The organism is Pseudomonas sp. TE3786 (assembly GCF_054057335.1).
Map to the genome: position 1 here is coordinate 230,319 of NZ_JBSRZF010000003.1, position 24,627 is coordinate 254,945.

At 62.1% G+C, this 24,627-nt stretch carries 22 protein-coding genes; 8 read left to right on the top strand and 14 right to left on the bottom strand.

The window, feature by feature from the left end:
• Positions 1-46: 46 nt before the first annotated feature.
• From ACVW0Y_RS05495 to ACVW0Y_RS05505, 3 genes are all read right to left on the bottom strand, one after another.
• A complete protein-coding gene (locus ACVW0Y_RS05495; protein WP_457436597.1) occupies positions 47-940 on the bottom strand; it encodes a DMT family transporter in 894 nt (297 codons plus the stop codon).
• Positions 941-1,047: 107 nt separating this feature from the next.
• The gene (locus ACVW0Y_RS05500) at positions 1,048-1,383 is read right to left on the bottom strand and encodes a tRNA-binding protein (RefSeq protein WP_457436598.1); all 336 of its coding nucleotides are present in this window, start codon (positions 1,381-1,383) and stop codon (positions 1,048-1,050) included.
• A 98-nt stretch (positions 1,384-1,481) separates the two neighbouring features.
• A complete protein-coding gene (locus tag ACVW0Y_RS05505) occupies positions 1,482-2,231 on the bottom strand; it encodes an AraC family transcriptional regulator (protein WP_457436599.1) in 750 nt (249 codons plus the stop codon).
• Between the two features lie 139 nt (positions 2,232-2,370).
• Here ACVW0Y_RS05505 and ACVW0Y_RS05510 point away from each other — a divergent pair, with 139 nt between their 5' ends.
• Positions 2,371-3,255: a UDP-2,3-diacylglucosamine diphosphatase gene (locus tag ACVW0Y_RS05510; RefSeq protein ID WP_457436601.1), complete on the top strand. Its 885-nt coding sequence runs from the start codon at positions 2,371-2,373 to the stop codon at positions 3,253-3,255.
• Entirely contained in the window at positions 3,252-4,232 is a 981-nt protein-coding gene (locus ACVW0Y_RS05515; protein ID WP_457436602.1) for a glycosyltransferase family 4 protein, read from the top strand. The genes ACVW0Y_RS05510 and ACVW0Y_RS05515 overlap by 4 nt, the downstream gene beginning before the upstream one ends.
• Positions 4,233-4,431: 199 nt before the next feature.
• On the opposite strand, the gene ACVW0Y_RS05520 is transcribed toward ACVW0Y_RS05515, so the two are convergent.
• The 3 genes from ACVW0Y_RS05520 to ACVW0Y_RS05530 all read right to left on the bottom strand — a co-directional run bounded on the left by ACVW0Y_RS05520 (position 4,432) and on the right by ACVW0Y_RS05530 (position 6,994).
• Complete coding sequence (locus ACVW0Y_RS05520; RefSeq protein ID WP_457436604.1) at positions 4,432-5,820, bottom strand: adenylate/guanylate cyclase domain-containing protein; 1,389 nt, start codon at positions 5,818-5,820, stop codon at positions 4,432-4,434.
• A gap of 181 nt (positions 5,821-6,001) precedes the next feature.
• A complete protein-coding gene (locus ACVW0Y_RS05525; protein ID WP_457436605.1) occupies positions 6,002-6,586 on the bottom strand; it encodes an HD domain-containing protein in 585 nt (194 codons plus the stop codon).
• 90 nt (positions 6,587-6,676) lie between these two features.
• Positions 6,677-6,994 carry an Mpo1-like protein gene (locus tag ACVW0Y_RS05530; protein WP_457436606.1) on the bottom strand — a complete coding sequence of 106 codons (318 nt, stop codon included), beginning with the start codon at positions 6,992-6,994 and terminating at the stop codon, positions 6,677-6,679.
• 160 nt (positions 6,995-7,154) lie between these two features.
• Here ACVW0Y_RS05530 and ACVW0Y_RS05535 point away from each other — a divergent pair, with 160 nt between their 5' ends.
• Positions 7,155-8,156, top strand: coding sequence for an AraC family transcriptional regulator (locus ACVW0Y_RS05535; protein WP_457436607.1), 1,002 nt, complete (start codon positions 7,155-7,157; stop codon positions 8,154-8,156).
• A gap of 108 nt (positions 8,157-8,264) precedes the next feature.
• Here ACVW0Y_RS05535 and ACVW0Y_RS05540 read toward each other — a convergent pair whose 3' ends face one another.
• Complete coding sequence (locus ACVW0Y_RS05540; protein WP_457436608.1) at positions 8,265-9,719, bottom strand: TrkH family potassium uptake protein; 1,455 nt, start codon at positions 9,717-9,719, stop codon at positions 8,265-8,267.
• A 159-nt stretch (positions 9,720-9,878) separates the two neighbouring features.
• On the opposite strand from ACVW0Y_RS05540, the gene ACVW0Y_RS05545 reads away from it, so the two are divergent.
• From ACVW0Y_RS05545 to ACVW0Y_RS05555, 3 genes are all read left to right on the top strand, one after another.
• Positions 9,879-10,427, top strand: a complete 549-nt coding sequence (locus ACVW0Y_RS05545; RefSeq protein ID WP_457436609.1) for a nitroreductase family protein — start codon at positions 9,879-9,881, stop codon at positions 10,425-10,427.
• Between the two features lie 62 nt (positions 10,428-10,489).
• A complete protein-coding gene (locus ACVW0Y_RS05550) occupies positions 10,490-11,224 on the top strand; it encodes a substrate-binding periplasmic protein (RefSeq protein WP_457436611.1) in 735 nt (244 codons plus the stop codon).
• A gap of 175 nt (positions 11,225-11,399) precedes the next feature.
• The gene (locus ACVW0Y_RS05555) at positions 11,400-12,755 is read left to right on the top strand and encodes an autotransporter outer membrane beta-barrel domain-containing protein (RefSeq protein ID WP_457436612.1); all 1,356 of its coding nucleotides are present in this window, start codon (positions 11,400-11,402) and stop codon (positions 12,753-12,755) included.
• Here ACVW0Y_RS05555 and ACVW0Y_RS05560 read toward each other — a convergent pair.
• Entirely contained in the window at positions 12,752-13,375 is a 624-nt protein-coding gene (locus tag ACVW0Y_RS05560; RefSeq protein ID WP_457436614.1) for a TetR family transcriptional regulator, read from the bottom strand. The two genes, ACVW0Y_RS05555 and ACVW0Y_RS05560, sit on opposite strands and share 4 nt — an antisense overlap.
• Before the next feature lie 95 nt (positions 13,376-13,470).
• Here ACVW0Y_RS05560 and ACVW0Y_RS05565 point away from each other — a divergent pair, with 95 nt between their 5' ends.
• A complete protein-coding gene (locus ACVW0Y_RS05565) occupies positions 13,471-14,133 on the top strand; it encodes an O-methyltransferase (RefSeq protein WP_457436615.1) in 663 nt (220 codons plus the stop codon).
• Between the two features lie 44 nt (positions 14,134-14,177).
• On the opposite strand, the gene nhaA is transcribed toward ACVW0Y_RS05565, so the two are convergent.
• Together nhaA and ACVW0Y_RS05575 are read right to left on the bottom strand one after the other, a co-directional pair.
• Positions 14,178-15,512 carry a Na+/H+ antiporter NhaA gene (gene nhaA, locus ACVW0Y_RS05570; RefSeq protein WP_457436616.1) on the bottom strand — a complete coding sequence of 445 codons (1,335 nt, stop codon included), beginning with the start codon at positions 15,510-15,512 and terminating at the stop codon, positions 14,178-14,180.
• A 153-nt stretch (positions 15,513-15,665) separates the two neighbouring features.
• Entirely contained in the window at positions 15,666-15,881 is a 216-nt protein-coding gene (locus ACVW0Y_RS05575) for a hypothetical protein (protein WP_457436617.1), read from the bottom strand.
• Between the two features lie 195 nt (positions 15,882-16,076).
• On the opposite strand from ACVW0Y_RS05575, the gene ACVW0Y_RS05580 reads away from it, so the two are divergent.
• Positions 16,077-16,490, top strand: coding sequence for an arsenate reductase ArsC (locus ACVW0Y_RS05580; protein WP_457436618.1), 414 nt, complete (start codon positions 16,077-16,079; stop codon positions 16,488-16,490).
• Positions 16,491-16,543: 53 nt separating this feature from the next.
• On the opposite strand, the gene ACVW0Y_RS05585 is transcribed toward ACVW0Y_RS05580, so the two are convergent.
• The 4 genes from ACVW0Y_RS05585 to ACVW0Y_RS05600 form a co-directional block, all read right to left on the bottom strand.
• The gene (locus ACVW0Y_RS05585) at positions 16,544-16,747 is read right to left on the bottom strand and encodes a hypothetical protein (RefSeq protein ID WP_457436619.1); all 204 of its coding nucleotides are present in this window, start codon (positions 16,745-16,747) and stop codon (positions 16,544-16,546) included.
• A gap of 270 nt (positions 16,748-17,017) precedes the next feature.
• A complete protein-coding gene (locus ACVW0Y_RS05590) occupies positions 17,018-18,139 on the bottom strand; it encodes an N-acetylmuramoyl-L-alanine amidase (RefSeq protein ID WP_457436620.1) in 1,122 nt (373 codons plus the stop codon).
• Positions 18,140-18,278: 139 nt separating this feature from the next.
• Positions 18,279-19,586 carry an eCIS core domain-containing protein gene (locus ACVW0Y_RS05595; protein ID WP_457436622.1) on the bottom strand — a complete coding sequence of 436 codons (1,308 nt, stop codon included), beginning with the start codon at positions 19,584-19,586 and terminating at the stop codon, positions 18,279-18,281.
• A gap of 105 nt (positions 19,587-19,691) precedes the next feature.
• On the bottom strand, positions 19,692-24,626 hold the full coding sequence (locus tag ACVW0Y_RS05600; RefSeq protein WP_457436623.1) for a hypothetical protein: 4,935 nt from the start codon (positions 24,624-24,626) through the stop codon (positions 19,692-19,694).
• Position 24,627 lies beyond the last annotated feature (1 nt).

A 24,627-nucleotide genomic window follows, 5' to 3' on the forward strand; every position in this document is an offset into this window, starting at 1 on the left:
GACCAAGGTAAAGGCAGTGTAAAGCCCTTGGTACATGACGCCCGCTCTAGCTGTTCAGCGGCTGGCCATCGACCGGTTCGGCGGTTTTGCCATCGCCCATCCGCGCGGACAGGAAGATGGCGAAGATGATCAAGACACCGCCGGCCATCATTCGCACCGTGGGGGTTTCCGAGAAAATCAGCCAGGCGAACGTGATGCCGTATACCGGCTCGAGGGCGAACACCACGGCGGCGGTGCGCGCCTTGAGCACATCCAGGCTGGCGACGAACAGGCTATGGGCGACGCCGGTGCAGAACACCCCGAGCAGGGCGATCCACAGCCAGTTGAGTGCCGACACCGAGGCCAGCTCCGGTGCCGCAAAGGGCAGCAGACACAGCGCCACCGCCAGGTTCTGACACAGCGCCGATTGCACCGGCCCGAGCTTGCCGGAGCCGGCGCGATTGACCAGCGACAGCAAGGCGAACAGCAGACCCGAGAGCACACCCCAGAGCAGCCCGGCAGTGGCACCGCTGGCCAGATTGAATTCCGGGGTGACCAGCACCAGACCGATACTGACCAGGCACACCAGAACGATCTCATTGCGGCGAATGCGCTCGCGGAAAATCAGCCCTTCGAGGATCACCGTCAGGGCCGGGAAGCTGGTGAAGCCCAGGGTGGCGATGGCCACGCCGGCGACCTTTACCGAAATAAAGAAACTCACCCAGTGCCCGGCCAGCAGCACGCCACCCAGGGCCAGGCGGCCCCAGTCATTGGCGCGCAGGCGCTGCCATGGAATCCGCGCAATCAGCCCGGCGAACACCGCCAGCGCCAACACCGCAAACAGCGCACGGCCAAACACGATCATGCTCGGCGTGGTGGTGGCGAGCTTGCCCAGCACACCGGTGAAACCGAACATCAGGGCACCGCAATGCAAGGCGGTGAGGGCGGAGCGGTGGTTCATGGAAGTCCTTAAGAAGGGTCCTTTGTGTAGGCGCGGCTTTAGCCGCGATCCCTGCAAACAGCAAGATCACAAGCATCGCGGCGCAAGCCGCTCCTGCGAGATCCGTGTCAGGCCAGGCGGGCACCATTGGGCAATGGATGCTCGAAGCTGGCCAAGACTACTCGATTTTCTTGGTCATAAACGCCGCTCACCAGCACTTCCGAGCGCACGCCGGCGATGGACTTCGGCGCGAAGTTGCACACGCACAGCACCTGCTTGCCGATCAGGCTCTCGGCGCTGTAGTGCGCGGTGATCTGCGCGCTGGAGGTTTTCACGCCGAGCTCGCCGAGGTCGACGTGCAGTACATAGGCCGGCTTGCGCGCTTTGACGTTGGGCTCGGCGTTGATGATGGTGCCGACCCGCAGTTCAACCCGTTCAAAGTCGTGCCATTCGATGGTGTCCATTGCGTTCCTTACGGCGGCTGGTTGAGCGCAGCAGTGTAAGGACGGCGTAGCGCGCTTGTCTGTCGCAAAACTCGCGGTAATTGTCGCCAGGCTCTTGTTCAGTGCTGTGCGCGCACCTGCCGTGGCGTGGTGCCAAAGCTGCGGGTGAGGGCGGCGGTAAAGGCGCTTTGCGAGCTGTAACCAACTCGCTGGGCAATTTCGCCAACTGCCAGTGAGGTGTCGCGCAGTAGCTGCATGGCCAGTTGCAGACGACGGTGACGCACATAGTCCATGGGTGTCTGCCCGGTTTGCTGGAGGAAGCGGGTGTGGAAGCGCGCAGCGGAGAGGCCGCTCAGGCGGGCCAGATCCGTCACCTGCAAGGGGTGGGCGGCGTGCTGGTCGATATAGCGGTCCAGGCTGCTGAGCGGCAGCTTGCCCGCGTCGCTACTTTCTACCGGCGCACTGGCCAAGCTGGCCAGCAGCAAAGCCGCGCCTTGCTGGGCGATCACCGGATCGTTGATCGGGCTGTTGGCCAGCCAGCTCACCAGCTGTTGCTGGGCGCTGCCCAGGCGCAGGGTCTGCGGACGGTCGAGCAGGCGCTGGCCATTCTTGGCATGGTTGCCGAGGCGGCTCTGTAGCCACTCGCTGTCGGGTACATCGAACACCAGGCAATCGCTGCCCTGGCGGCTTTCACAGGCATGGTGCGAACCGCCGGGAATCACTAACAGCTGCTGACCGTGCAGCACGCTGCCTTGGCCTTCTAATTCAAATTCCAGCTGGCCGTTGAGGCCGAAGACGATTTGCGCGTGTTCATGGCTATGGGCAATCAGCTCATCGCTGTAATGACGCAGGGACAGAATCGAGTGCATGGCAGGTTCCTCGGCAGACTGACGCAGTTTACCTGTGGCAATGATCCAGGAAAGCGCTGTCATCAGTTTGCCTTGCACCTGTAATACCCAGGTCACCGCGAGGCCTCAACCTCGGCTAAACCCTGCCGGAGGCCGCCCCATGAGCAGCGCTCAGCTCGCAAAACCCAGCCGTAAGCAACGTGTACGCACCCTGTGGATCTCGGATGTGCACCTGGGCACCAAGGATTGTCAGGCCGAACACCTGTCGCAGTTCCTCAAGCGTTACCAGGCCGACAAGGTCTATCTGGTGGGCGATATCATCGACGGCTGGCGCCTGCGCAGCGGGATTTTCTGGCCGCAGGCCCACACCAACGTGATTCGCCGGCTGCTGACCATGAGTAAGCGCGGCACCGAGGTGGTGTATGTCACCGGCAACCATGACGAGTTTCTGCGCCGCTATTCCAAGCTGATCCTCGGCAATATCCAGTTGGTGGATGAAGCCGAGCACATCACCGCCGATGGCCGCCGTCTGCTGGTGGTGCATGGCGATCAGTTCGATGTGATCACCCGTTATCACCGCTGGCTGGCCTTTCTCGGCGACTCGGCCTACGAATTCACCCTGACCCTCAACCGCTGGCTCAACCACTGGCGGCGCAAGTATGGCTATGGCTACTGGTCGCTGTCGGCGTACCTTAAGCACAAGGTCAAGAGCGCGGTGAATTTCATCAGCGATTTTGAACAAGCCATCGCCCACGAGTGCACCAAGCGCGGTTTCAATGGGGTGGTTTGCGGCCATATCCACCACGCCGAAATCCGCCAGATGGGCGAGGTGGAATATATGAACTGCGGTGACTGGGTGGAGAGCTGCACCGCCCTGATCGAGCACCTGGACGGCAGCATCGAGCTGTATCGCCTGGCCGATGATCAGGCGCGTCAGGCCGCGTTGGCAGCCCAGGAAGCCGCCAGTGCGGCCGTGGTCAGTGAGGTGCTGGCCGCGGTGAGTCAGCCCGATACAGCGGTGGTTGAACCGGCTACTCATTTATGAGGGTGCTGATCGTCACGGATGCCTGGTCGCCCCAGGTGAATGGCGTGGTCACCAGTCTGCAGGCGTTGATTGCCGAGCTGCGTGGCCTGGGGCACTTGGTCAAACTGCTGTCGCCGGCGGATTTTCGCGCGCTGCCGTGCCCGACCTATCCGGAAATTCCGCTGGTGTGGAATCTGTGGAAGGTCGGTGCGGCGATTCGCGACTTTCGTCCCGACTGCGTGCACCTGGCCACCGAAGGGCCCCTGGGCTGGAGCGCCAGACGCTGGCTGAGTAAGCGTGGACTGGCGTTTTCCACGGCCATTCACACCCGTTTTCCCGAGTACGTGCATACGCGGTTTCCCGCGATTCCGCTGTCCTGGGGCTACGCCTATCTGCGCCATTTTCACCGTCCCAGTCAGGCGGTGCTGGTTACCACCGAGCGTCTGCGTGCGGAGTTTCACGCTTGGGGTTTGCAGCGTCTGGGCCTGTGGCGCAAGGGCGTTGACCTCAGCCGCTTTCAGTCGCCGGCCGCTGCGCAGGTCCCGGGGCGACTGATATTTCTCTACGTGGGCCGGGTGGCCCCGGAAAAGAACCTTGAGGGTTTTTTGCGCCTGGATCTACCCGGCGAAAAACACGTAATCGGCGACGGCCCGCAACGGGCCGAGCTGGAAAGCCGCTATCCGCAGGTACGTTTTCTCGGCTACCAACATGGCCACGCATTGGCCCTGGCGTATGCCGAGGCTAGCGTGTTGGTGTTCCCTTCGCGTACCGACACCTATGGCCTGGTGATGCTCGAGGCCCTGGCCTGTGGCACACCGGTGGCAGCGTTCCCAGTGGCCGGGCCGTTGGATGTGCTGGAGCAAGGCGTGAGCGGGGTGATGGACGAAGACCTGCGCAATGCCTGCTTGGCGGCCTTGGGCCTGGATCGTCAGCGTTGTGCTCTGGCGGCGGCCAAGCAATCGTGGCGAGCGTCGGCGCTGGAGTTTCTGGCGCAGTAGCCGTTGCTGGATGGCGGGTTGGTGGAGCTGGGCGTTGAGGTTGTGGCGTAGGTTGGGTTGAGCCAAAGGCGAAGCCCAACCATACCCAAGTGTTCGCTTTGCCACCGTGGCCAAAAAGGACGTCTATCAATTTGCAGCAGGGTGTAGGGATCGTTGGGCTTCGCTGCGCTCAACCCAACCTACGCTACGTTCAACGGTGTTAAACGATCACCTTGTCCCGCAACTTCTCCGCCGCCAGGTTCAATGCCTGAATCACCCGCTCCTTGTCGTAGTTCTGAATGCCATTGGTATCCAGATACATGGAGAAACCGGGCAGTTCATGTTCGACATAGCTGGAGGCAGCGCCCAGGTCGCGGCGGAAGTCCACCACCTGGTAGATCTGCACCGGGCGGGTAAAGCCCTTGACGGTGATCTGGCCCTTGTCGCGGCACATGATCACGTCTTTCACCAGCGAGTAGGTTTCGTGGGAAATCAGAATTTCCCCGGACTCGGCGGCGCTTTCCAGGCGGCTGGCGAGGTTTACGTCGCGGCCGATGATGGTGTAGTCCATGCGTGTGTCGGCACCGAAGTTGCCCACCGTGCAGTAGCCGGTGTTCAGGCCCATGCGGATTTCCAGGGGCTTGGTAATGCCCTGGGCACGCCATTGCTGGCGCAGCACTTTCATGTGTTTGCGCATGGCGATGGCCATGGATACGGCATTTACCGCATCTTTCTTGGCACCCTGGCTGGCCGGGTCACCGAAGAACACCATCACGCAGTCACCAATGAACTTGTCGATGGTGCCACCGTACTTGAGGGTGATCTTCGACATTTCGTTGAGGTAGGTGTTGAGCAGGTCGGTAAGGGCTTCGGCTTCCAGCTCTTCGGACAGTTCGGTAAAGCCTTTGATATCCGAGAAGAACACCGTCAGCTTTTTGCGCTGGGTTTCCAGACGCACACTTTTTTTGCCGCTGAAAATCGACTCCCACACCTGGGGCGACAGGTACTTGGCCAGGTTGCGAGCCAGGCGTGCGGCTTTTTCCTGCTCACGCTTGATCTCGTTACGGGCGATATCCAGACGCAGACCCTGTTGGTGCACGAAATAGGCGGTGATGCAGATATACAGGGTGCTGAATACCACGCTGATCAGCGACACCAGGGTCGGCGTGGTGGCCTTGAGTTCCGGCTGGATCACCACGCTGGTCAGCACCATACCGCTGACCAGGATCAACAGCGCCAGGCCCAGATAGCGCAGGCCGCCGATAATCAGGGCGCTGAACACCAGAGTCAGGACAAACATCAGGCTCGGTACTGCAGAAAAGCCGAGCAGAGCTATCGCCGCGCCGCTATGCAGCGCATCGATAAACAGCAGAACCAGGTTGGTCTGTTGCGGATGATCTTGCTTGAAACGCTGGCTCAGGTGATGAGCGAGGTGGGGGTAGAGCAGGGCGTACGGCACCATCCAGAGGACGTTGTAGCCGAAATACTGCACAAAAGTGCCCGCGGCGATGCTGGCGGCCATGGCGATATAGGCCAGAACCCGCGAGTAATACTCACGCAGCGGTAGAGATGGTAGGTCGATCGAGCGCTCGATACTGACTGACTTCATGGCGTTGACACGATCCCTGCTGGTTTTCTGACGTCTCTGTAGGACGCCTTCGCTCTCTGCAAAACAGAGGCCATGCTTTTGATTGGTGGGCGATCATAACCAGCAAAAGTTCGACCGCCAAGCGTACCCGCTGAATGGCCGGAGCCAGGGGCTCCGACGGTTGTGTGATGGCCATGTGCCTTTAGTTGGCCTGGGCGGTGGCGGCCTTGTAAACCGAGTTCTTCGGTTGAGCAAAAACCCGGCGCAGCATGGGCTCGAAAAACTCCAGCGGCAGGTGCTGGTATTCCGGGTCGAAGGCGGCAGCGTCGTATTTGGCGCAGAACTCGATGGTGGGCAGGTACTGGGGGTGATCCTTGAATTGCTCGCGCAGCAGCCGGTCCATGCCCAGGTGGTGAAAGAAGTAGTAGCCCTGGAAGATTCCGTGCTTTTCCACCATCCAGTGGTTTTCCTCGCTCACAAACGGCTTGAGCATGGCGGCGGCGATATCCGGGTGGTTGAACGTACCCAGGGTGTCGCCGATGTCATGCAGCAACGCGCACACCACATATTCCTCATCGCGGCCGTCCCGGTGGGCGCGGGTGGCGGTTTGCAGCGAATGGGTCAGACGGTCCACCGGAAAGCCGCCGAAGTCGCCGTCCAGCAGCTTGAGGTGGGTCATTACCCGATCCGGCAACTGTTTGGCAAAGGCCATAAAGTCCTGGGCAATGATTGCCCAATCTTCCGCGGTGCCATCTTTCATATGGGTAAAACGGGCGTGAGCATTCATCAGGTTTCTCCGCTTGGCCGCTCGTTGGCGGCTTTATTGTTGTTGTTTTGCATTCGCTACCCGGCCTGCCTGGCCGAAGACCAGGCGCATTTAGAAGGGGATTCTTCCGGTAAAAGCGTCCTTCAGCATCACCCAATCACCCGCCAGGCTGTAGAGCGGGTAGTCAAAGGTGGCAGGTCGATTTTTCTCGAAAATAAAATGCCCGACCCAGGCAAAGCCATAACCGGCCAGCGGCATGGCCAGCAGCCACAGCCATTGCTGAGTGAACAGGGCGTAACCGAGGATGCTCAGCACCAGCAAGCTACCCACGTAATGCAGGCGTCGGCATACGGCATTGCTGTGCTCTTGCAGGTAATAGGGATAGAACTGGGCAAAGCTGGTGAAACGTTCGGCGGCTTGCGTGCTCATGGCACACCTCCTGTTGTTGTATGCAGACGTTGTAGGGGCAGGGTGTAATGAAGTGTAGGACGAGTGTCTTCGTGGGCCAGTGACAATCAGCGCCACTTTGTTATCTTTGCGCACGCTGCCTGTATGCGCGGCTTCCCGTGACCAGAACAAGAACTCTTGCATGAGCGAACGTACGACTTCTTCGAGTTGGGTGCTGGCCATCGTCAATGGCCTGGAGATGGGTGGTGTCGATTGCCGTCAGTTATTCAGTGAGCTGGGGCTGGATTACGAGGCGCTGACCGATCCGGATGCGCGCTTTTCTCAGGATGGTATGACCCGTCTCTGGGGGCGTGCCGTGCAATTGTCCGGTAATCCGGCGATTGGTTTGAACCTGGCCAAGGTGGTGCGCCCGGCGTCGTTTCATGTGGTGGGCTATGCCTGTATGTCCAGCCGCTCCTTGAAAGAGGGCTTTACCCGGCTGGTGCGTTTCCAGCGGATTATCGCCGAGGGGGCGGATCTCAATTTCCGTCCGCTGCCTGAGGGCTATGCGCTGACCCTGGCGATCCACGGTGACCGGCTGATTCCCGCCCGGCAAAGCGCCGAAGCGTCGCTGGCCTATACCCTGGCGTTCTGTCGCTGGATCACCGGCAAGGAGTTGCGCCCACTCAAGGTCTGTTTTCAGGGCGAGCCGCCGGCCGATCTGCTGCCCTATCAACAGGTGTTCCAGGCCCCCTTGCAGTTCAATGCCGAGCACTATGCGCTGGTGTTCGAACGTGCCGATCTGGATGCGCCGATTCCCAGCGCCAACCCGGCGCTGGCGCAATTGCATGACCGCTTTGCCGGGGAGTACCTGGCGCGTTTTTCCGAAAGCCGCATGACCCATCAGGCCCGCCAGCTGCTGTGCCGCTTGCTGCCCCAGGGCGAGCCCAAGCGGGAAACCGTGGCGCAGGCCCTGCATCTGTCGCAGCGCACTTTGCAGCGGCGTTTGCAGGAGGAGGGCACCAGTTTTCAGCAGCTGCTGGACGACACCCGACGCGAGCTGGCGGTGCAATACCTGGCGCAGCCCGACCTGACGTTATTGGAGATTGCCTACCTGCTGGGCTTTGCCGACCCGAGCAACTTCTTCCGCGCCTTCCGCCGCTGGTTCGACAGCACACCGGGCGAATATCGCGCGCAGATGTAGGGGGGGCCATTTCTTAGGAGCGGCTGGTCCGGCGCTCCGGTTAGCCGCGATGCTTTGCAGCGTAAAGAGCATCGCGGCTAAAGCCGCTCCTACGGGACAGTGAATTGTTTAATGCCGCCAGAACGCCGGCACAAACAACACCAGCACGGTGATGATCTCCAAGCGCCCCAGCAGCATGCCGAACGACAGCAGCCACTTGGCGCCGTCAGGCAAGCTGGCGAAGTTGCCGGCCGGGCCGATCACTTCACCGAGGCCCGGGCCGACGCCCGACACCGTGCTGGCCGCGCCGGTCAGCGAGGTGATCCAGTCCAGGCCCATCAACGACAGGCCCAGCGCCATGGCGCAGATGGTGATGGTGAAGAAGAACGAGAAGGTCAGAATCGAGCGCACCACGTCTTCGTCAAGGCGGTGGCCGTTGTAGTTCTGCTTGATCACCGCGCGTGGGTGAATCAACTGATGCAGGTTGGCGCGCAGCAGAATATAGGCCACCTGAAAGCGGAAAATCTTGATGCCGCCAGCGGTGGAGCCGGAGCAGCCGCCGATAAAGCCCAGGTAGAAAAAGATCATCAGCGAGAAGTTGCCCCACAGGCTGTAATCGCCCAGAGCGAAGCCGGTGGTGGTAACCACCGAGGTGACGTTCACGGCCACATGGCGCAGGGCCTCGTACCAGGGCAGGTCGGTGGTCAGCCAGTACCAGAGGGTCATCACCAGCCAGGTGGTGAGCAGCAGGCCGAAAAAGCCGCGTACCTGTTCATCGCGAAACAGCACTTTGCGGTTGCCCCTCAAGGTGGCGACATACAGGGCGAACGGCAGGCTGCCGAGGATCATCACCACCACTGCCACCCAATGCACGGCCGGTTGCGTCCAATGCGCCAGGGACTGGTCCGAGGTGGAAAAACCGCCGGTGGAGATCGCCGACATGGCGTGATTGATCGCATCGAACAGGCTCATCCCGGCGAGCCAGAAGGCCAGGGTGCCGAGTACGGTGATGCCGGTGTACGCCAGGGCGATGTACTTGGCCACCATATGGGAGCGCGGCATGACCTTTTCCGAGCGGTCCGATGACTCGGTCTGGAACAGGCGCATGCCACCGATGCGCAGCAGCGGCAGGATCGCCACCGCCATCCCGATAAAGCCGATGCCCCCCAGCCAGTGCAGCAATGAGCGCCAGATCAGAATGCCGGGTGACATATGGTCCAGACCGCTAAGCACCGTGGAACCGGTGGCGGTGATGCCGGACATGCTTTCGAAAAACGAGTCGGTGTAACTGATGTGCTGGGTCAGCAGAAACGGCAGGGCGGCGAAAATGCACACTGCAATCCAGCTGCTGACGGTGAGCATATACATGTCCCGTGGGCGCAGATGCACATGTTCGGGTTTGCCGGGTAGCACCAGCGCCAGGCCGGCGAGAAAGGTGATCAGGCTGGACCAGAGGAAGGTGTTGATCTCTGACGCGCGGTTGAATATCAGCAGGGTTACCACCGGCACCACCATGCTGATGGCCAGGGTGACCAGGAAAATACCGTTGATGTAACCAATGGTGCGCAGCGTCGGTGAGACCATGCAGACAGGCTCGGCAAAGGGCAGGCGCACATTCTAGCGACATCAGGTGCGGCAAAGCGCGTGGTTTCTGCGTTAGCGCTGTGCGGGCTTAAATCCCCCCGGCTATTTTCCGTTTCCCCCACTAGAATGCCCGCTGACCTTATTCAGGAGATGTTCCTCATGGATGCGCTTGACGCTCTGCTCAATCGTGTTTCTGCGCCCCGTCTGACCGAACCGGCCCCCGATCAGCTGCAACGCCAGGCGTTGTTTCGCGCCGCCCTGCGCGCGCCGGATCACGGCCAGATGCGCCCTTGGCGTTTCCTCACCGTAGAGGGTCGCGACCGTAACCAGCTCGGCGAGCTGTTCGCTAGCGCCCTGGGTGCCGACGCAACGCCTGAAGCCCTGGCCAAAGCTCTGACCATGCCGCTGCGTGCGCCGTTGCTGGTGGTGGTGATTGCACGTGTCGAAGAGAACCCCAAGGTGCCGGCGCAGGAACAGGTTATCGCCGCCGGCTGCGCGGCCCACGGCATTCTGCTGGCTGCCCATGCACAAGGCATAGGCGCGGTCTGGCGCACCGGTGAGCTGGCGTATAACGCCCGTGTAGCCAAGGGCTTGGGGCTGGCCAGCAATGAGCAGATCATCGCCTTTCTGTACCTTGGCAAACCGGAGCGTGAGCTGCGCACGCCGCAGGACCTGGCCCTCGAAGACTTCGTCAGCGTCTGGCCCTGAACGCCCCGCCAACCGATGCTCTATAGTCAAACAGCATCGGTGTGGTGCGAGGGAGTGACAGGGTGAGAGCGTTGTTGTTTGGCCTGATCTGGCTTTGTCAGGGTGGAGCCATCCAGGCTGCCGAAAACATCACCTTGTTTACCTATCAGCAGCAGCCGCCCTATGTGGTGAACTTTCAGGCGCAGCAGGGCCTGTACTTCGATCTGGCGCAACGCCTCGAGGAACTGCTGCCGGCCTACCATTTTTCCGTGCGTGAAATGCCCAGACGACGTCTGGATCGCCAGTTGGCCAGCGGCCAACTGCAGGGTCTGGTGCTTGGCGTCAGCGCCACGTGGTTTGCCAGTTCCGCGCAGTACAGCTTCAGCCAGGCCTTTATCGATGATGGCAATCGCCTGGTTTCCCGGGCTGCGGGCGAGGCTAGTCAGCTGACCCTGGGCACCCTCGCTGGTCATCGCCTGGGCCTGGTCGCCGGGCACCAGTACCCGGAACTTGGCGAGTGGCTGCTGGCAGGCACGGTCAGTCGCGAAGACAGCGTCAGCGAGAACGTCAATCTGGAGCGCCTGCAGCGCGGTTGGGTGGATGCCACCGTGTTGGGTGAACGTACCCTGGCGTATTTTTTTAAGCAGCAGCCAGGCTTGCGGGCGCAGCTGTTTGTCGCTGAGCCGGTGTTGAGCCGGTATCGCCGACATCTACTGGTGCCGGCGGCCTACGCGCGGTTATTGCCCGAGTTGAACCGGGTTATCGACGTGCTGGCTAGCGATCCGCTGTGGCAGACGAAGTTGGCCGGCTACCGATAAGCGCTGCCAAGTTTTTGCCATTGGTTTTTTCTAGCGGCTGTTATTTGACACTTCACACTGGCAACGAAATTTTCAGTTAATCCGCTTGGTGGCAATAAGCCATTAGTGCTAGTCTCCGCGCGCCATTACGACAGGGCACTTAATAAGCCCTGCAGCACTTACACCAGGGGACTCCATGCGAAGCGTTAAAAGACTGTTGTCATACAGCCTGTTGGGCAGTATTTGTCTGGCCAATTTGAATTCGGCCTATGCGGTGCCGGTTACCCCGGTGGAGCGACCTACAGTGGTGGTCAGCTATGGCGGCAGCACGTATTCCATTTCGTCGTTCTACACCAACTACCCGACATCGGCGGCCGTTTTCAGAGCGCAACCCTGGTGGGGCAACGCCTCGCTCGCTTCTGCGTTGTCAGGTCTGCTGACCACTACGGCAGGCGGCTATTCCAACGGGATGACAGGCGCGGGCATCCTTTTCGCCTATGGCGAGGGCAGCGGCTATCCGTTTATCAAATTCTTCCAAAATGGTTCTGTAAGCGACTGCCAAGTCACCTGCAACACCAGTGCAGCCAGTTGGTACTACGCCTATGTCAACCAACTGATCACCCTGGATTCAGTTGCCGAAAGTTTGCAATCCACTTCCGCCGGGGTTAATTCGATCAATAACAACCTCAACCTGATGATCAACGGTGCCCACAGTCACCCGCTGGATCGTCTGGTCGCACCTGGGCAGAAAACCTTCTGGGTGGCCGGTGACTGGGGTCGTGATGACCATGGCAACCGCGAGGGCAGTACCGGTATGGCCGAAGTGGGGGTGGGGCATAACCTTGGCTTTGCTCAGTTCAACGTCTCCATCGGTCAGACCTGGGCGCGGCAGAATCTGGTGAACGACGGTGAAGTCAAAGCGGACGGCCAATACCTGATGCTGGAAAGCATCATCCCGCTGTTGGAAGAACATGGCGTCTACGCCACCGTTGGCGCGTTCGGCCACTGGGGCGAGGCGGATATCCGTCGCGGCTATATCAACTTCAGCGAGCTGGATTCCTCCAAGGCCAGCCCGGACACCCAGACCTGGGGCCTGCGCACCCGTCTGGATTGGCAGAACGCCGTGACTCTGGCCACTACCGGCGTCAGCCCCTATGTGGACCTCAGCTACAGCAACAGCCACCTCGACAGCTACACCGAGAAGGGCGGCGGCATCCCGGCGCACTTCGACGGCCGTACCGACAGCAATACCGAAGCGCGTCTGGGCTTCAACACTGAAACCCCGCTGCCATTCGCTCCTGGCTACAACTTTGTCGCCAACCTGGAAGCAGCCCATCGCTTCGAGAACCACAGCGCCGGCGTTAATGGTCAGATAGAAGGCCTGTTCAGCTTCAACCTGCCGGGCGAGGACGTGACCAACGACTGGCTGAAAGCCGGGGTGGGCGTGGAAGGCAACGTTGGCCCGGGCAAGCTGTCGCTGATGCTCAACGGCACCACCCAGAGCGAGATGCCCAATTTCTGGCTCGCGACCTCCTACCAGTTGGCGTTCTAAAGCCCCTGCAGGTAACTGCAAAACATCCGCGCCATGGCGTCGGCATAGGTGTGCACCTCGGCCGGCGTGCGTGGGCTTTCAGAGAACTGTTTGCCCACGCAGCTCATGGTGTCGGTGATCAATTGTCCGGCCAGCTCACGTTCGGCGTCGCTGGCTGCTGGCAATACCTGCTGCATAAAGCTGCGCATGGTCTGTTCGGCCGCCGCTTTTATCTCCTGCGCTTCCGGCGCGTCGCGGTACAGCGGGGCGGCATCGTTTAGCGCCACGCGCATTTGCGCTTCATCACATTCCGACTGAATAAAGGCCTGCACCAGGGTGTGGATTCGCTGCATTGGCGGCTGCGCGCGATCGCCGAGAATCTGTCCGAGCAGGTCGGTGGTCTGCTGCCATTCATCGCGCTGCAGGCGAAACAGAATGGCGGCCTTGTTGGGGAAATACTGGTACAGCGAGCCAATGCTGACCCCAGCCCGTTCCGCTACCCGGGCGGTGGTAAAGCGCGCCGCACCTTCCTTGGCCAAAACCTGAGTAGCGGCCTGCAGAATGGTTTCTACCAGCTCCGTCGAACGGGCCTGCTTGGGCTGTTTGCGCGAGGAAATCCGCGGGCTCTGGCGATCAGTCATGGGCGGCTCCGGTAATGCGAATAGTAAAAGGCGACTAATTGCTCGCATTCTAGCGGGGCGCAATCCAGCGTTCCAATAGCCCTTTCGGAGCCCCTATGAGCACCCTAACCAGCCAACCTGTTGCCGGCCTGTTGCAACGTCTGTTCAGCGAAGCCGATGTATCTCCAGCGAGCAATCCGGCCCTGGCCAATTTACCGGCGGCGGAACTGACCCGACTGATGCAGAGCAAAACCGAGTACCTGGAGTTCTACGCGCAACTGAAAGACCTGCCCCTGGCAGTGTCGCCGGCCACTGGCACCTTGCTGTATATGCTGGCGCGCAGCATTGGCGCCCAGGCGATTGTCGAGTTCGGCACCTCGTTCGGCATTTCCACTATTCACCTGGCCGCAGCGCTGCGTGACAACGGCGGCGGACGGCTGATCAGCAGCGAGTTCGAACCTTCGAAAGTGCAGAAGGCCCGGGCGCACCTGGAGCAGGGTGGTTTGCTCGATCTGGTGGAGATTCGCCAGGGCGACGCTCTGCAAACCCTTAGCGTGGAACTGCCGGAGCGTATCGATCTGGTGTTGCTCGATGGTGCCAAGGCGCTGTACCCGCAGATTCTCCGGCAATTGGAGCAGCGCCTGCGGCCAGGGGCGCTGATCATCGCCGACAACGCCGATTACAGCCCCGAGTACCTGGCCTATGTGCGTGAGCCGGGCAATGGTTACCTGTCGGTGCCCTTTGCCGGCGAGGTCGAGTTGACCATGCGTCTGGGTTGAGGGCCGGAGCGGCTGGGCGCAATGGCGCTCAGCCGCGATGCCTTTTAGCGTCGCGCTCGCGCTCGGCGAACCACGATGGCACCCAGCAGCAAGCCGATGGTCGCGGCAATCGCCGAGGCTAACAGCACGCCCAGCTTGGCCGCACTGAGCAGACCAGGGTCGGCAAATGCCAGGGACGCGATAAAGATCGACATGGTGAAACCAATCCCCGCCAGGCAGCCAATCAAGGCGACCCACGACCAATTCATGCCTTCCGGCAGGCTGCACCAGCCCAGGCGGACCAACAGCCAGGTGCTGAGCATCACCCCGACCGGCTTGCCGATCACCAGCGCAAACAGCACACCCAGCATCACCGTCACCGCGCTGGCGTCACCGAGGTCGACACCACCCAGGCTGACCCCGGCGTTGGCCAAGGCGAATAGCGGCATCACCCCATACGCCACCCAAGGGTGCAGCGCCGCTTGTACCCGCACTACCGGCGGCAGCAATTCACGTTGGGCGTCACGCAGTTCCCGCACCGGCTGCACCAGCGCGGGGGTATCGCCATGTATGCGGCTCAATGCGCGGCGCGCCATTTCCAACGGGCTTTCCAGGCTAGCCCGGGACACCACCGGCGTCATCAGGCCCAACACCACGCCCGCCAGGGTCGGGTGTGCGCCGGTTTTCAGCAGGCCGAACCACAGCAGCGCGCCGGGCAGTACATAGGCGTAGGCCGAGGCGATGCCGATATGTTGAAACGCCAGCACCAACAGAATGCCGGCAGCGGCAATCAGAAAACCGCTTGGCTCCAGGCCACCGGAATAGAACAGGGCAATGATCAGCACTGCGGCGATATCGTCGATGATCGCCAGGGCCAGCAAAAATACCCGTACCGACGGTGGAATCGACTTGCCCAGCAAGGCCAGCACGCCCATGGCAAAGGCGATATCGGTGGCGGTTGGCACCGCCCAGCCGGCACGCAGTTCCGGGCTGCCATTGATGGCCAGGTACAACAGCGCCGGCACCACCACGCCGCCCAGGGCGGCAGCCATAGGCAGGGTGGCGAGTTTGAGGGTGGCGAGGGCACCCTGATGAATTTCCCGGCGAATTTCCAGACCCACCACCAGAAAGAACACGGTCATCAAGCCGTCGTTGATCCAGAAATGCAGGGATTGGGAAATCTGCAGCTCACCCAGATGGATGCCGAGCGGCAAATGCCAGAGATGGTGGTAACTGTCGGCAGCGGGGGAGTTGGCCCAGATCAGGGCAATGGCGGCGGCAATCATCAGCACGATGCCGCTGACCGCTTCGATATGCAGGAAGTGTTCGAGGGCGCTAAAGGCTTTATCGGCTACTCGACGCGCAGCCGGCAGGGCCTTCGGGGAAAGGGGATGGTTCATGGTCGCTCACTTTTTCCAACTGTGTGGCGGCCCGACCAACACAAAAAACCTGCCTGACTGCACCCGCAGTCGCGACACCCGGGTGCAACCTTACACGCCGACGACCGGTATGGCCAGCCGTTCGGGCCAGCCCAGCGGGCCAAAAGCAGCGGATCAGGCGCGCTTCAAACCCTCATGGGCAATTTCATGGCGGGCGGCCTGCAGCAGGGTGGCATCCACATTCAGGCGATGGATGACATTCAGCAGCTGCTGCTTCAACACCTGATCGTTGCTGGCCTCGGCGGCGCGCATCACGGCGACGGCGGCAGTTTCGTTATTGGCGGCGATCAGATCGAGGGTTTTGCACAGGGAACGGATGGCGCGGCTCACAAGGGGTAACTCCTGAATTCGAGGCTGCACTGTAAGGCGGCGATATTGCGGTTTGATGGCTGCATTAAGGACCGTCGGTCGCGGGCTTTGGTTGCAACAAAATCCGCCTGCTGCAGGGCCTGGCGGGGCAACACAGAGCTGTAACCGAATGCCTTTATGCTCCGCTGGGGACCGTCCACCCAGGAGGAACACGGCATGACCGACAAACTTCGCGTGCTATTCGTCTGTGTCGCCAACGACGCCCGCTCGCCGATGGCCGAGGCGCTGTTGCGTCATCTGGAGAGTGAACACTTCGAGGCACAGAGCGCCGGTACCCGGCCGCGGCCGCTCGATCCACGCGCCATCGAAACCCTGGAACACGCCGGCGTCAGCGCCGCCGGGCTGCGCAGCAAATCCATTGCGGAGTTCGCCGGCCAGCATTTCGACTACCTGATCGACCTGTGCGACAAGTCATCGGAGGAAGAACAACTGCTGCCCACTTCGGGTGAAGCCCTAGTGTGGAACTTTGCCGATCCCGGCAGCAGCGACCAAGCGGATGCCTTTCGCCATACCTTTCAGCAAATCAGCGACCGGGTCCGGATGTTTACCCTGGTGAAAAACCGAGGCTGAAAGGGAATTGGGCTGATTTCTCCGGCAAAGGCATCAGCCGTAATAGCGTTGCCTTACTGGGGCACTTCACCCAAGCCGGCATAGCTCGACAACAGCACCTCGCCCAGCAACGGGTGGGGGGCTTCCACGCGCTCCTTGAGCTTGTCGGCGAAGTTGATGGCCGAGCTCTGATCGGAAAAGGAGATGGCCATGCTGCCGGTTTTCACCGTCCAGGTTTCGCGACTGGCGGTTGTCTCTTTTTGCACTGCGATATCCATTTTCGCCTCCTGCGGCTGGCTTTCAGCCGGTCAAAAAAAATGCCAACACAAGGTCGGCACGTAATCGAGCACACACGCATAGATTGCGTAGGGCCAGAGTGAACGCAGTTTGTTACCGATTGATGATGCTGGGCCTCTGCACCTATCTGGCGAACCATTCGATCGTTGTGCCCAGCAGTTTTTCGGGCAATGGCTCAGCCCATTATCTGGGCCATAAACAAGACGCGCCGATGTTGGTCGGGCGGCAGCCAGTTCGCTGAGCAAGGTCCCTCAGACCTGGCTCAACAGCGCGTCGGCCAAGGCATCGGCAATCGCCTGGCGGTTTTGTGCGGTCTTCTTCGCCGCCGCGGCCTGGGGCGGCTCCAGGCGCAGTAACGCCTCCACCGCCGGCACATCCATAAACTCCAGCTCCACCAGACAGGCGCGGCACGGCTGGCTGGCGGTGCTATTGCCCAGTTCGATATCGCTGAGCACCCCCAGGGCCTGGTCTTTGACGCCGCGCGCGACGCTGGCCGGGTCGAGTTTTTTCAGCACCGCCAGCACCTTGTCGTGGACCACCTGGGCAAAGGCGCGGTCGGCCGCCGGGTTGCTATTGACCTTGCTGACCAGCGCCTCGATACCCCGCGCCTTACCGTTGAAGCCATTGAAGTGGATGCTTAGAAACAGCTTGGCGCCGTTGCTTTTCGCCACGTTGGCGCGGGCGTTGAGGCCGATATTGATATCGCTCTCGCGGGTCAGCAGCACCTTGACGTTCTTGCCGCCGGCCAGGGCCTTGGTGAGCACGGCGTTGCGGGTGCGCTTGGCAAAATCCAGGGTCCAGTTTTTCTCCAGTTCACCGGACGGCGAGTGGGCATTGTTGGGGCTGCTGCCACCGGTTTTGGCCAGCCCGCCATGGCCGGGGTCGATCACGATCACCGCCGGCGCGCCGGCCACCACTGGAGTGGCTGGCAGCACCACGCTGGTGGCGTCACTCAGGCGCTTGGTTGCGTCGCTCACCAATGCCAGCACCTGTTTGACATAGGCGGCACCGGAGGGGTTATAGATCGGCCCGACAAACTCGATAAAGCTTTTGCCATCGCCGGCGTGGTCTTCCCAGCCCTTGTACGGCGAGCGGGAAATAAACTTCCAGTAGCCGAGGATAAACGCCTCCAGGCTGGCGAACTTGCAGTAGAAGTCCTGGCCGTCGTGGGCGTGGTACTCCACCGGGGTGGCGAAGCCGACCATCTCCGAGCGCCACTTCAGGCCGGCGAAATTCAGGTGCTGGCTGGCCAGCTCCGAGGTGCCGTGGCCGGACTCCAGGGTCCACTGCGCGAGGGTTACCGGCTTGAGGGCGGGGAAGGCGATATTGAGGGTTTTGTAGCGGCTGATCAGGTCTTCGAAGAGCGTGGACATGGCAACACCTCGGGCACAGGGTGGACGTGTCAGGGCAGGGGCAAGGGGGGCGGGTCGAGCAACGACTCGCAGCGCGAAGCCATGCTGGCTTGGTTGGCGTGGCTGAACATAGGCTTGCTCCTCCTGCCCGGGGCGGCAGCTATGGACAACTGGTGCCTTTGCACGGGTTGTTTTTCCAGCCCGGGTTGCCATTGGCTTTGCGGGTGCAGCAGAGGTCTTTGGCGGTGGCGTCGGTATAGGTGACGGTCACCGTGGTCTTGCCGCGCCAGGTGTGGTGGTTGAGGGTGCGCATCTTGTCGTGGTCTTCCACATGCACGCAGGCGTGGGAACCGGTGTCCAGCGCGCCTTCGTGAATGGCCTGGGGGCCGGCGAAGAAGATCGCGTAGTTCATCGTGCCGTCACCGCTTTTCGAATAGCGCGAGCCCCAGCCTTTGGTTGCTACCGGATCGCTGAGGTTGCCGCTGCTGACATTGTCCGAGTCGGTGTAGCCAGAGCCCTCCATGCGGCTCACTTTGTTGTTGGTGACCTTATCGGTCAGGCCGATGCCGCGCATGGTCGAACCGCCGACTATGGGCACGCTCAGCGGGCCTGGCGTGGTGCTGGACTTGGCGCTGTAGGTGGCGGTCAGGGTGCCGGTGGGCATCCGTGGTACCTGCGGGTCACCGGCGGCCTTGGCGTCGGCAACATGCCCGGTATCGACAGCGGCACCGGTGAAGGCGACATCGATATGCGCGATCCAGGGCTGGTTTTTCGAGTCGGTCAGGGTTTCGTCGGCACCTTCGAAGGCGATGGAATTCTTGCTCTTCGGATTACGATAACGCGCCAGCATCCGTTGCGCGCCGACGCCTGCCGCTGGGCCGGTCTGCTGCAGTACATGGGTCAGTTCATGGGCCAGCAGGTGTTGCCCGGCGCTGGTTTGGGGCGCGTATTTGCCAGCGTCGAACACCAGATTGCGGCCGACGGTATAGGCCTCTGCGCCAACATCCCGCGCCGACTGCTGGGCCTGGCCACCGAGGTGCAATTGCACATCGGCAAAACTGTGGCCAAAGCGCTGCTCCATGCTCTCACGCACCGCCGGTTCCAGCGGGCGGCCGCTGCCGGCCAGGGTCTGCTCGACGCTGTCGGGCACCGCCTGGGCGTGCTCGCCGCTACTAGTGGCCAGGCGCTGGATCTGCACTGGCGCAGTCAACTGCGGCGCACTGGGGCTGGCCATGACCTGGGCGGCGACGCGGTCGGCTTCCTGCTCATAGCGATCCCCAGGCTGGCTGACGCTGAGCTTGGCTTGCAGCGGCTGTTTGTGCCGGCAACGCGGGCAACCACCGCCACAGGCGCAGGCACCGGGTAGTTGGCTTTTGCCCTCGGCAGGGCTGGCCTGCGGCACCGGTGCAGTGGTCCGCGAGCTGGCATTGTGGCGTTGCAGTTGTTCGGCGACGGAAAAGCTCGACATGGGTGATTCTCCGTAAGTTGGGTTGAGCACAGCGAAGCCCAACAAGGAGCCCACAGGGCTCCGCTGATAGATCGTCTGTTGGGCTTCGCTTGCGCTCAACCCAACCTACGGTTTCTTGGTTGGCTTGCTCGGCGGTTTTTTCGCCGCCTTTTTGCTACCTGCCGCCCCGGCGGGGTTGCTGGCTTTGGTGATCCGGGTGGTCAGCGTTTTGCCCACCACCACAGCCTTTTTGGTCGGGATCGCCACCTTGTCTATCCGTACATCCGCTGGCGTGGTTTTGCCGCTGGGTTTGCCGCCGTCGAGAATACGTTTGGCCCGTTCCAGCAAGGCCTGGGCTTGTTCTTCGCTGCCGAGCACCTTGGCCAGGCGCTCACGGTCGGTTTCCAGCACACCCTCAACGTCGATGACCTTTAGCCGCGCCAGCTGCTTGAGGGTGGCTTCATCCAGTTCGAGTTTGGCCAATGGGGTACGCACCTTTGGCTCGGGCACAGGCTCGGCCGGTTTCGGCGGCACATTGGGCACGCTGGGCTCTGTCGGTGTGCTCGGCTCGCTGGGCGTGGTAGGTGGTGTCGGTGTAGCGGGCGTGTCGGTGCGGCTGCCGAAGATCACGCTGGCGTCTTTAAAAACTGACTTCGGTACCGCGCGCAGCGGCAGCACCAGGGTGACCTGCAGCTCGGCACCGGCAGCAAACTGCAGGGTGGTGCTGTCGCGCAGCACCTGTTTGCCGTTGCCATCGCTGACGCGTGCGAACAGCGGGCTCTGTTTCTCCAGGGCGGCCGTCTGCTCGCTGCTGTAACTGGCGCTGAAGAAGCCATTGGCATCGCTCTGGCCAACGGTTTCCACCAGGGTGCCGTTACTGCGCAGCAGTTCCACGGTGTAGCCGCCAATGCCCTGGTCGCGATCATTCAGCAGGCGACCGCTAAAGGCCGCGCCGTCGTTGCTTTTGCGGCTGTCGCGAAAGCTCAGGGTTTCCTTGCTGGTGACCAGCAGGCGATTGGTCTGGGCACCGGCATAGGCTTGGCTTTTCAGGGTTTGCACGGCGGCAAATTGGCTGCCGTGCTTGATCTCCATGCGGTAGGCCTCGGACTGGTACAGCTGGGTGGTTTGCACCTGGGTGGCATTGATCTGGCCGACCGCCTGGGCCGCCGAGTGCTGCGTCAGTTCGCCCACCTGGTTGTCGCTGAAACTGTCTTTGCCGAGGTTGCCGCCCAACTGCGCGGCATTGGCTTGCAGCACGCTGATCAGGAACTGGCCGATGGCCGAGGGATCGGCAAACAGCTTGGCGCAGACGTCGGCGTCCAACACCTGATTGAGCTGGGCGATGGTCGGCAACGGGCTGATCTTGGCGGTCGGCAGCGCCACGATGCAGTGGTCGGCCTGATTCAGGCTGGTGTTGTTCATGCGCATACCGATGCTGAGCAACGACAGGGTACGGGTCACGTCTTCACGCAGCCGCGAGGCCGTGGCCCGCACACTGTCGCCAAGCAGCACGGCATTGGCGAAAAACGGGTCGCCGCGGTACACCGCCGAGGTATTGGCCGAGTAACCGAGGTCGTCCAGCGAGGCCAGCACCTGAGAGGTCAGCGAGCGGTTGTCCAGGCCCAGACGGATGTAATTGTCGTTGAACAGGGTTTCGCCGCCGGGCAACGCCTGTTCGGCCACCGTGGCATAGCGCTGTTTGGCACCGTACAGGTGCTGCGCATCGCTGCCGGGCGCACTGGTGACCGGTGGCTCCAGGTACTTGGCAAAGGTGCGCGCCAGCAGGCGGTGAATGCCGCCGAGGTTGATCAGCAGCACCCCGCCGATAAAGGCATCGAGCAGGCCGAACAGCCCGGTGTATTCGCTATTGAAATGGTTGTTGCCCACCGAAACCGGGCCAAAGGCAAAGGCAGTCAGGGCCCGGCCGACCGGTTGCTCGACGCGGTTGTCGTGCACCCGCAGGGCCGCGTTGCGGCCGCTGGAACTGGATAGCTGGCTGGTCAGTGCGGCGGCGAAACGCAGGTAGATTCCGCCACGCAGACCGGCATTGCGCTTGTCTTCGTAGTCGAGGGTGTCGGCACCATTGGCGCTGAGGCGGTTGTCGCTGATTTCGATATTGTCGCCATAGCCGATAAACACCCCGCACACCGGGTCGGCAGCACGCGGGCCGTTGTCGTGGATATGGTTGCCGCTGATCCGTGCCGCCTCCACCAGGGCCAGAGAAATCCCGCCCCGGCCGATAAATTGCGCCTCCTTGAGCAGCTGTTCGGTAAAGGGGTTCTGCAGATTGTGGTGCAGGCGGTTGTTGAGTATCAGCAGGTCGCGCACCGGATCGGTGGCCCGCAGCAGCGGGGTAAGCGCCAGATTGAGCAGGGCGGCGTCGATATAGGCGAGCAACGCGGCCTTTGGATCGTTGGCCGGAATCTGCCGGGTTTCGCCGAGCAGCGAGTGCCCGGCACGCGGGGCAAAACCGATGGCCGACAGGCCCATCAAGGCGATGTCGTTGGCTTCGATGCTGAGGTCATGAATAAAGCCGCGTGATTCTTTAACGGCGCGGGTGCCCAGGGTAATCGCCGTCACCAGCACCCCCTGGTCAGAGGCCTCGCCAACCCGCAGCACCTGATAGGGCGGTGCCACGTCCAGGCGGTAGATGCCGGGCGCGGCCTTGATACTGAGCATGCCCTGGGCGTCGCTGCGGTCGGTGACGACGCTGGCGGCCTGCAGGTAGATATCCACATCGGCCAGCGGCTTGCCTTTTTCATCCTGCAGCAGCGCGAGGAACTGGCCATTGGCGGTGACGGTGACGCTGGCCTGGTCCGGGTCGTTTGCCGCGCTTTCGGCCGCGGCGGCAACGGTGGCTACGGGTGGGGCGTCGGGATTGTTCTCTTCACTAGCTTGCGGGTCGAGATCGCCGCCCAGGGTGATGCCATTGCCGGCACCGCCAACCAACTGGTTTTCCAGAATGCGCACACGCTCGCTGCCGGCGCGCACATGGATACCGCCGAGGGCCTTATAGGGCTGCTGCGGCAGCAATTTGGCCAGCAGCATGCCCCACACGCTAAAGGCGTAGGCCTGGATCAGCCAGGGAAACAGGTACAACACTTCGGGCTTGGCGCAGGGGTCCGCCGGGTCGCGACCGGGGTCGTCATCCGGTTCCTGCGGTTGCTCGCCCTTGGGCTCGCTAAAGGGCAGCAACACCAGGGTATTGCGCTCCAGCAGCACATCGTCGGCGGCCAGGGAGATGCTCGCCAGGCCATCGACGGTATCCAGCAGGTGCAGGCGGTTGCTGGTCAGGGTCACGGCGGCGGCGTTGTCCAGACGGATGCAGTTTCGACGGGCGATCATCCGGCAGTCATGCACCTGGATATCGCGGCAGCTGTCTTCGCTGCGGCCATCGATCAGCACGGCGATGCCGTCGAAGGTCACCAGATCGAGGTCGCACACCTCAATGCCCACGCAGTCGCTAAACCGCAGCAGGGGCTGCTGGCGTTGCTCGCTGCCGGGCAGCAGCAGGGAGCGCCAGCGGCAGCCGTGAATCTTCACGTTATGCCGGCCGCGCAGGTGCAGGTTGGTGCGGTGTACGCCGGGTAACAGGCAGAGCTCACCACCGCTGGCGGGCAGGTGCTCGGCGGCTTCTTCCAAGGAGTTGAAGTCACCAAAACTGCTGACGCCATTGCCCACCAGCCAGGTGCAGCAGACCTTCTGGTTGACCAGCGGGCGAAAGCGCTTGCGGCAGTCTTCAAGGCTGCCGCTGATTTCGGTATTGCGCCGTGCGCTCCAATTGATTTCCGCCAGGGGTACGCGGTGGTAGACGATGCCACTGGGTGGCTGGTGGTCGAGCAATACCTGCGGGTTGCTGATGGCCCCGGCGCGGACGCTGAAGGTCCAGTAATCGCCGGGCCGGTAATTGCCGGCGCTGACGGCATCGAAGGCCAGGTGAATGCCGTCGTGCAACTCCTGCGGTGCGGCGCTGGCGGGAAAGCTGGCGATATCGCCCAGGCCGTTCCACAGACGGATAAACACCGAGTCGCCGCTGCTCGGCAAGGTGCCGAAACTGGCCGGCGCAGCCAGTTCCAGATCGTGGTCGGTATTCAGGGTGGCGCGGCTGCCATACACCACTTCCCAGCTGCCGCTGGCCTCGTCGTATTGCAGGGCCTCCAGGTAGAACTCGGTCAGCCCGGAATTGACGATGGCGGCGCGGCCGGCATCCAGGTAAACGCGGTCGGGGTCGCTGCTCGGGTCAAAGCGGCCCCGGCCGACCAGGCCGCCGTTCCATTGGCTCCACTTGAAGCGCGGGATGGCGCCCTCGGCAATCTCGATGCGGTACAGGCAGTGTTCGAAGCCGCTGTAACCGCCGCCACCGACCACCGGGCAGTCGCCGCCGATGGCCACTTGCGGGGTCAGGGTGACGCTGAGATGGCCCTTGCTGGCCGGGTCGTCACGCAGTTTGCCAAGGATACTGGTGCAGTCTTCACCCTGGGCCAGGCGCAGCAGACGCAGGCGGAAATTGACGAAAGCGCGCTCGGCGGTGTCCGGCCCACCGAGGGCCGGTTCGAGCAAACGCTGCGGGTACTGGAAGCCATGCACGGCCTCTTGCGACACCTCAAGAATCACCGCGTCGCGGGTGTTGTCGTCGATCTCGGCGACGCTTGGCAGCGGCGCACTGAGCGGCGCGCCCAGGTAGCTGGCCTGCCGGCTGACCGGCTCCAGCGGTGCCGCTGCGCTGCCTGCCAGGCGGGTAAGAATGCCATCCACCCAGGCGCGGCCGGGGCGCAGTTGTACCTGCACCAGGCCATCGACCACCGCAGCCACTTCCACATGAAAGCCCTGGGGTTCGGTGGCCGGCACTGCGCACACCCCGGCACCGATGATGTCGCGTCCGGCCTGACCCTCCCAGGCCAGCTCCAGCAGTTGGCCCTCGGTAAGGTCGGCGTCAGTGGTAACCCGGCCCTGTTGGTGCAGCACGCCGTTGAGGTTGCGCAGCAGGCCCTGAGCCGGCGTGGCAACGCCGTTGTCATGCTCGTGGGGGACAAAATTGAGTACGGAAAAATCGCCTTGCATG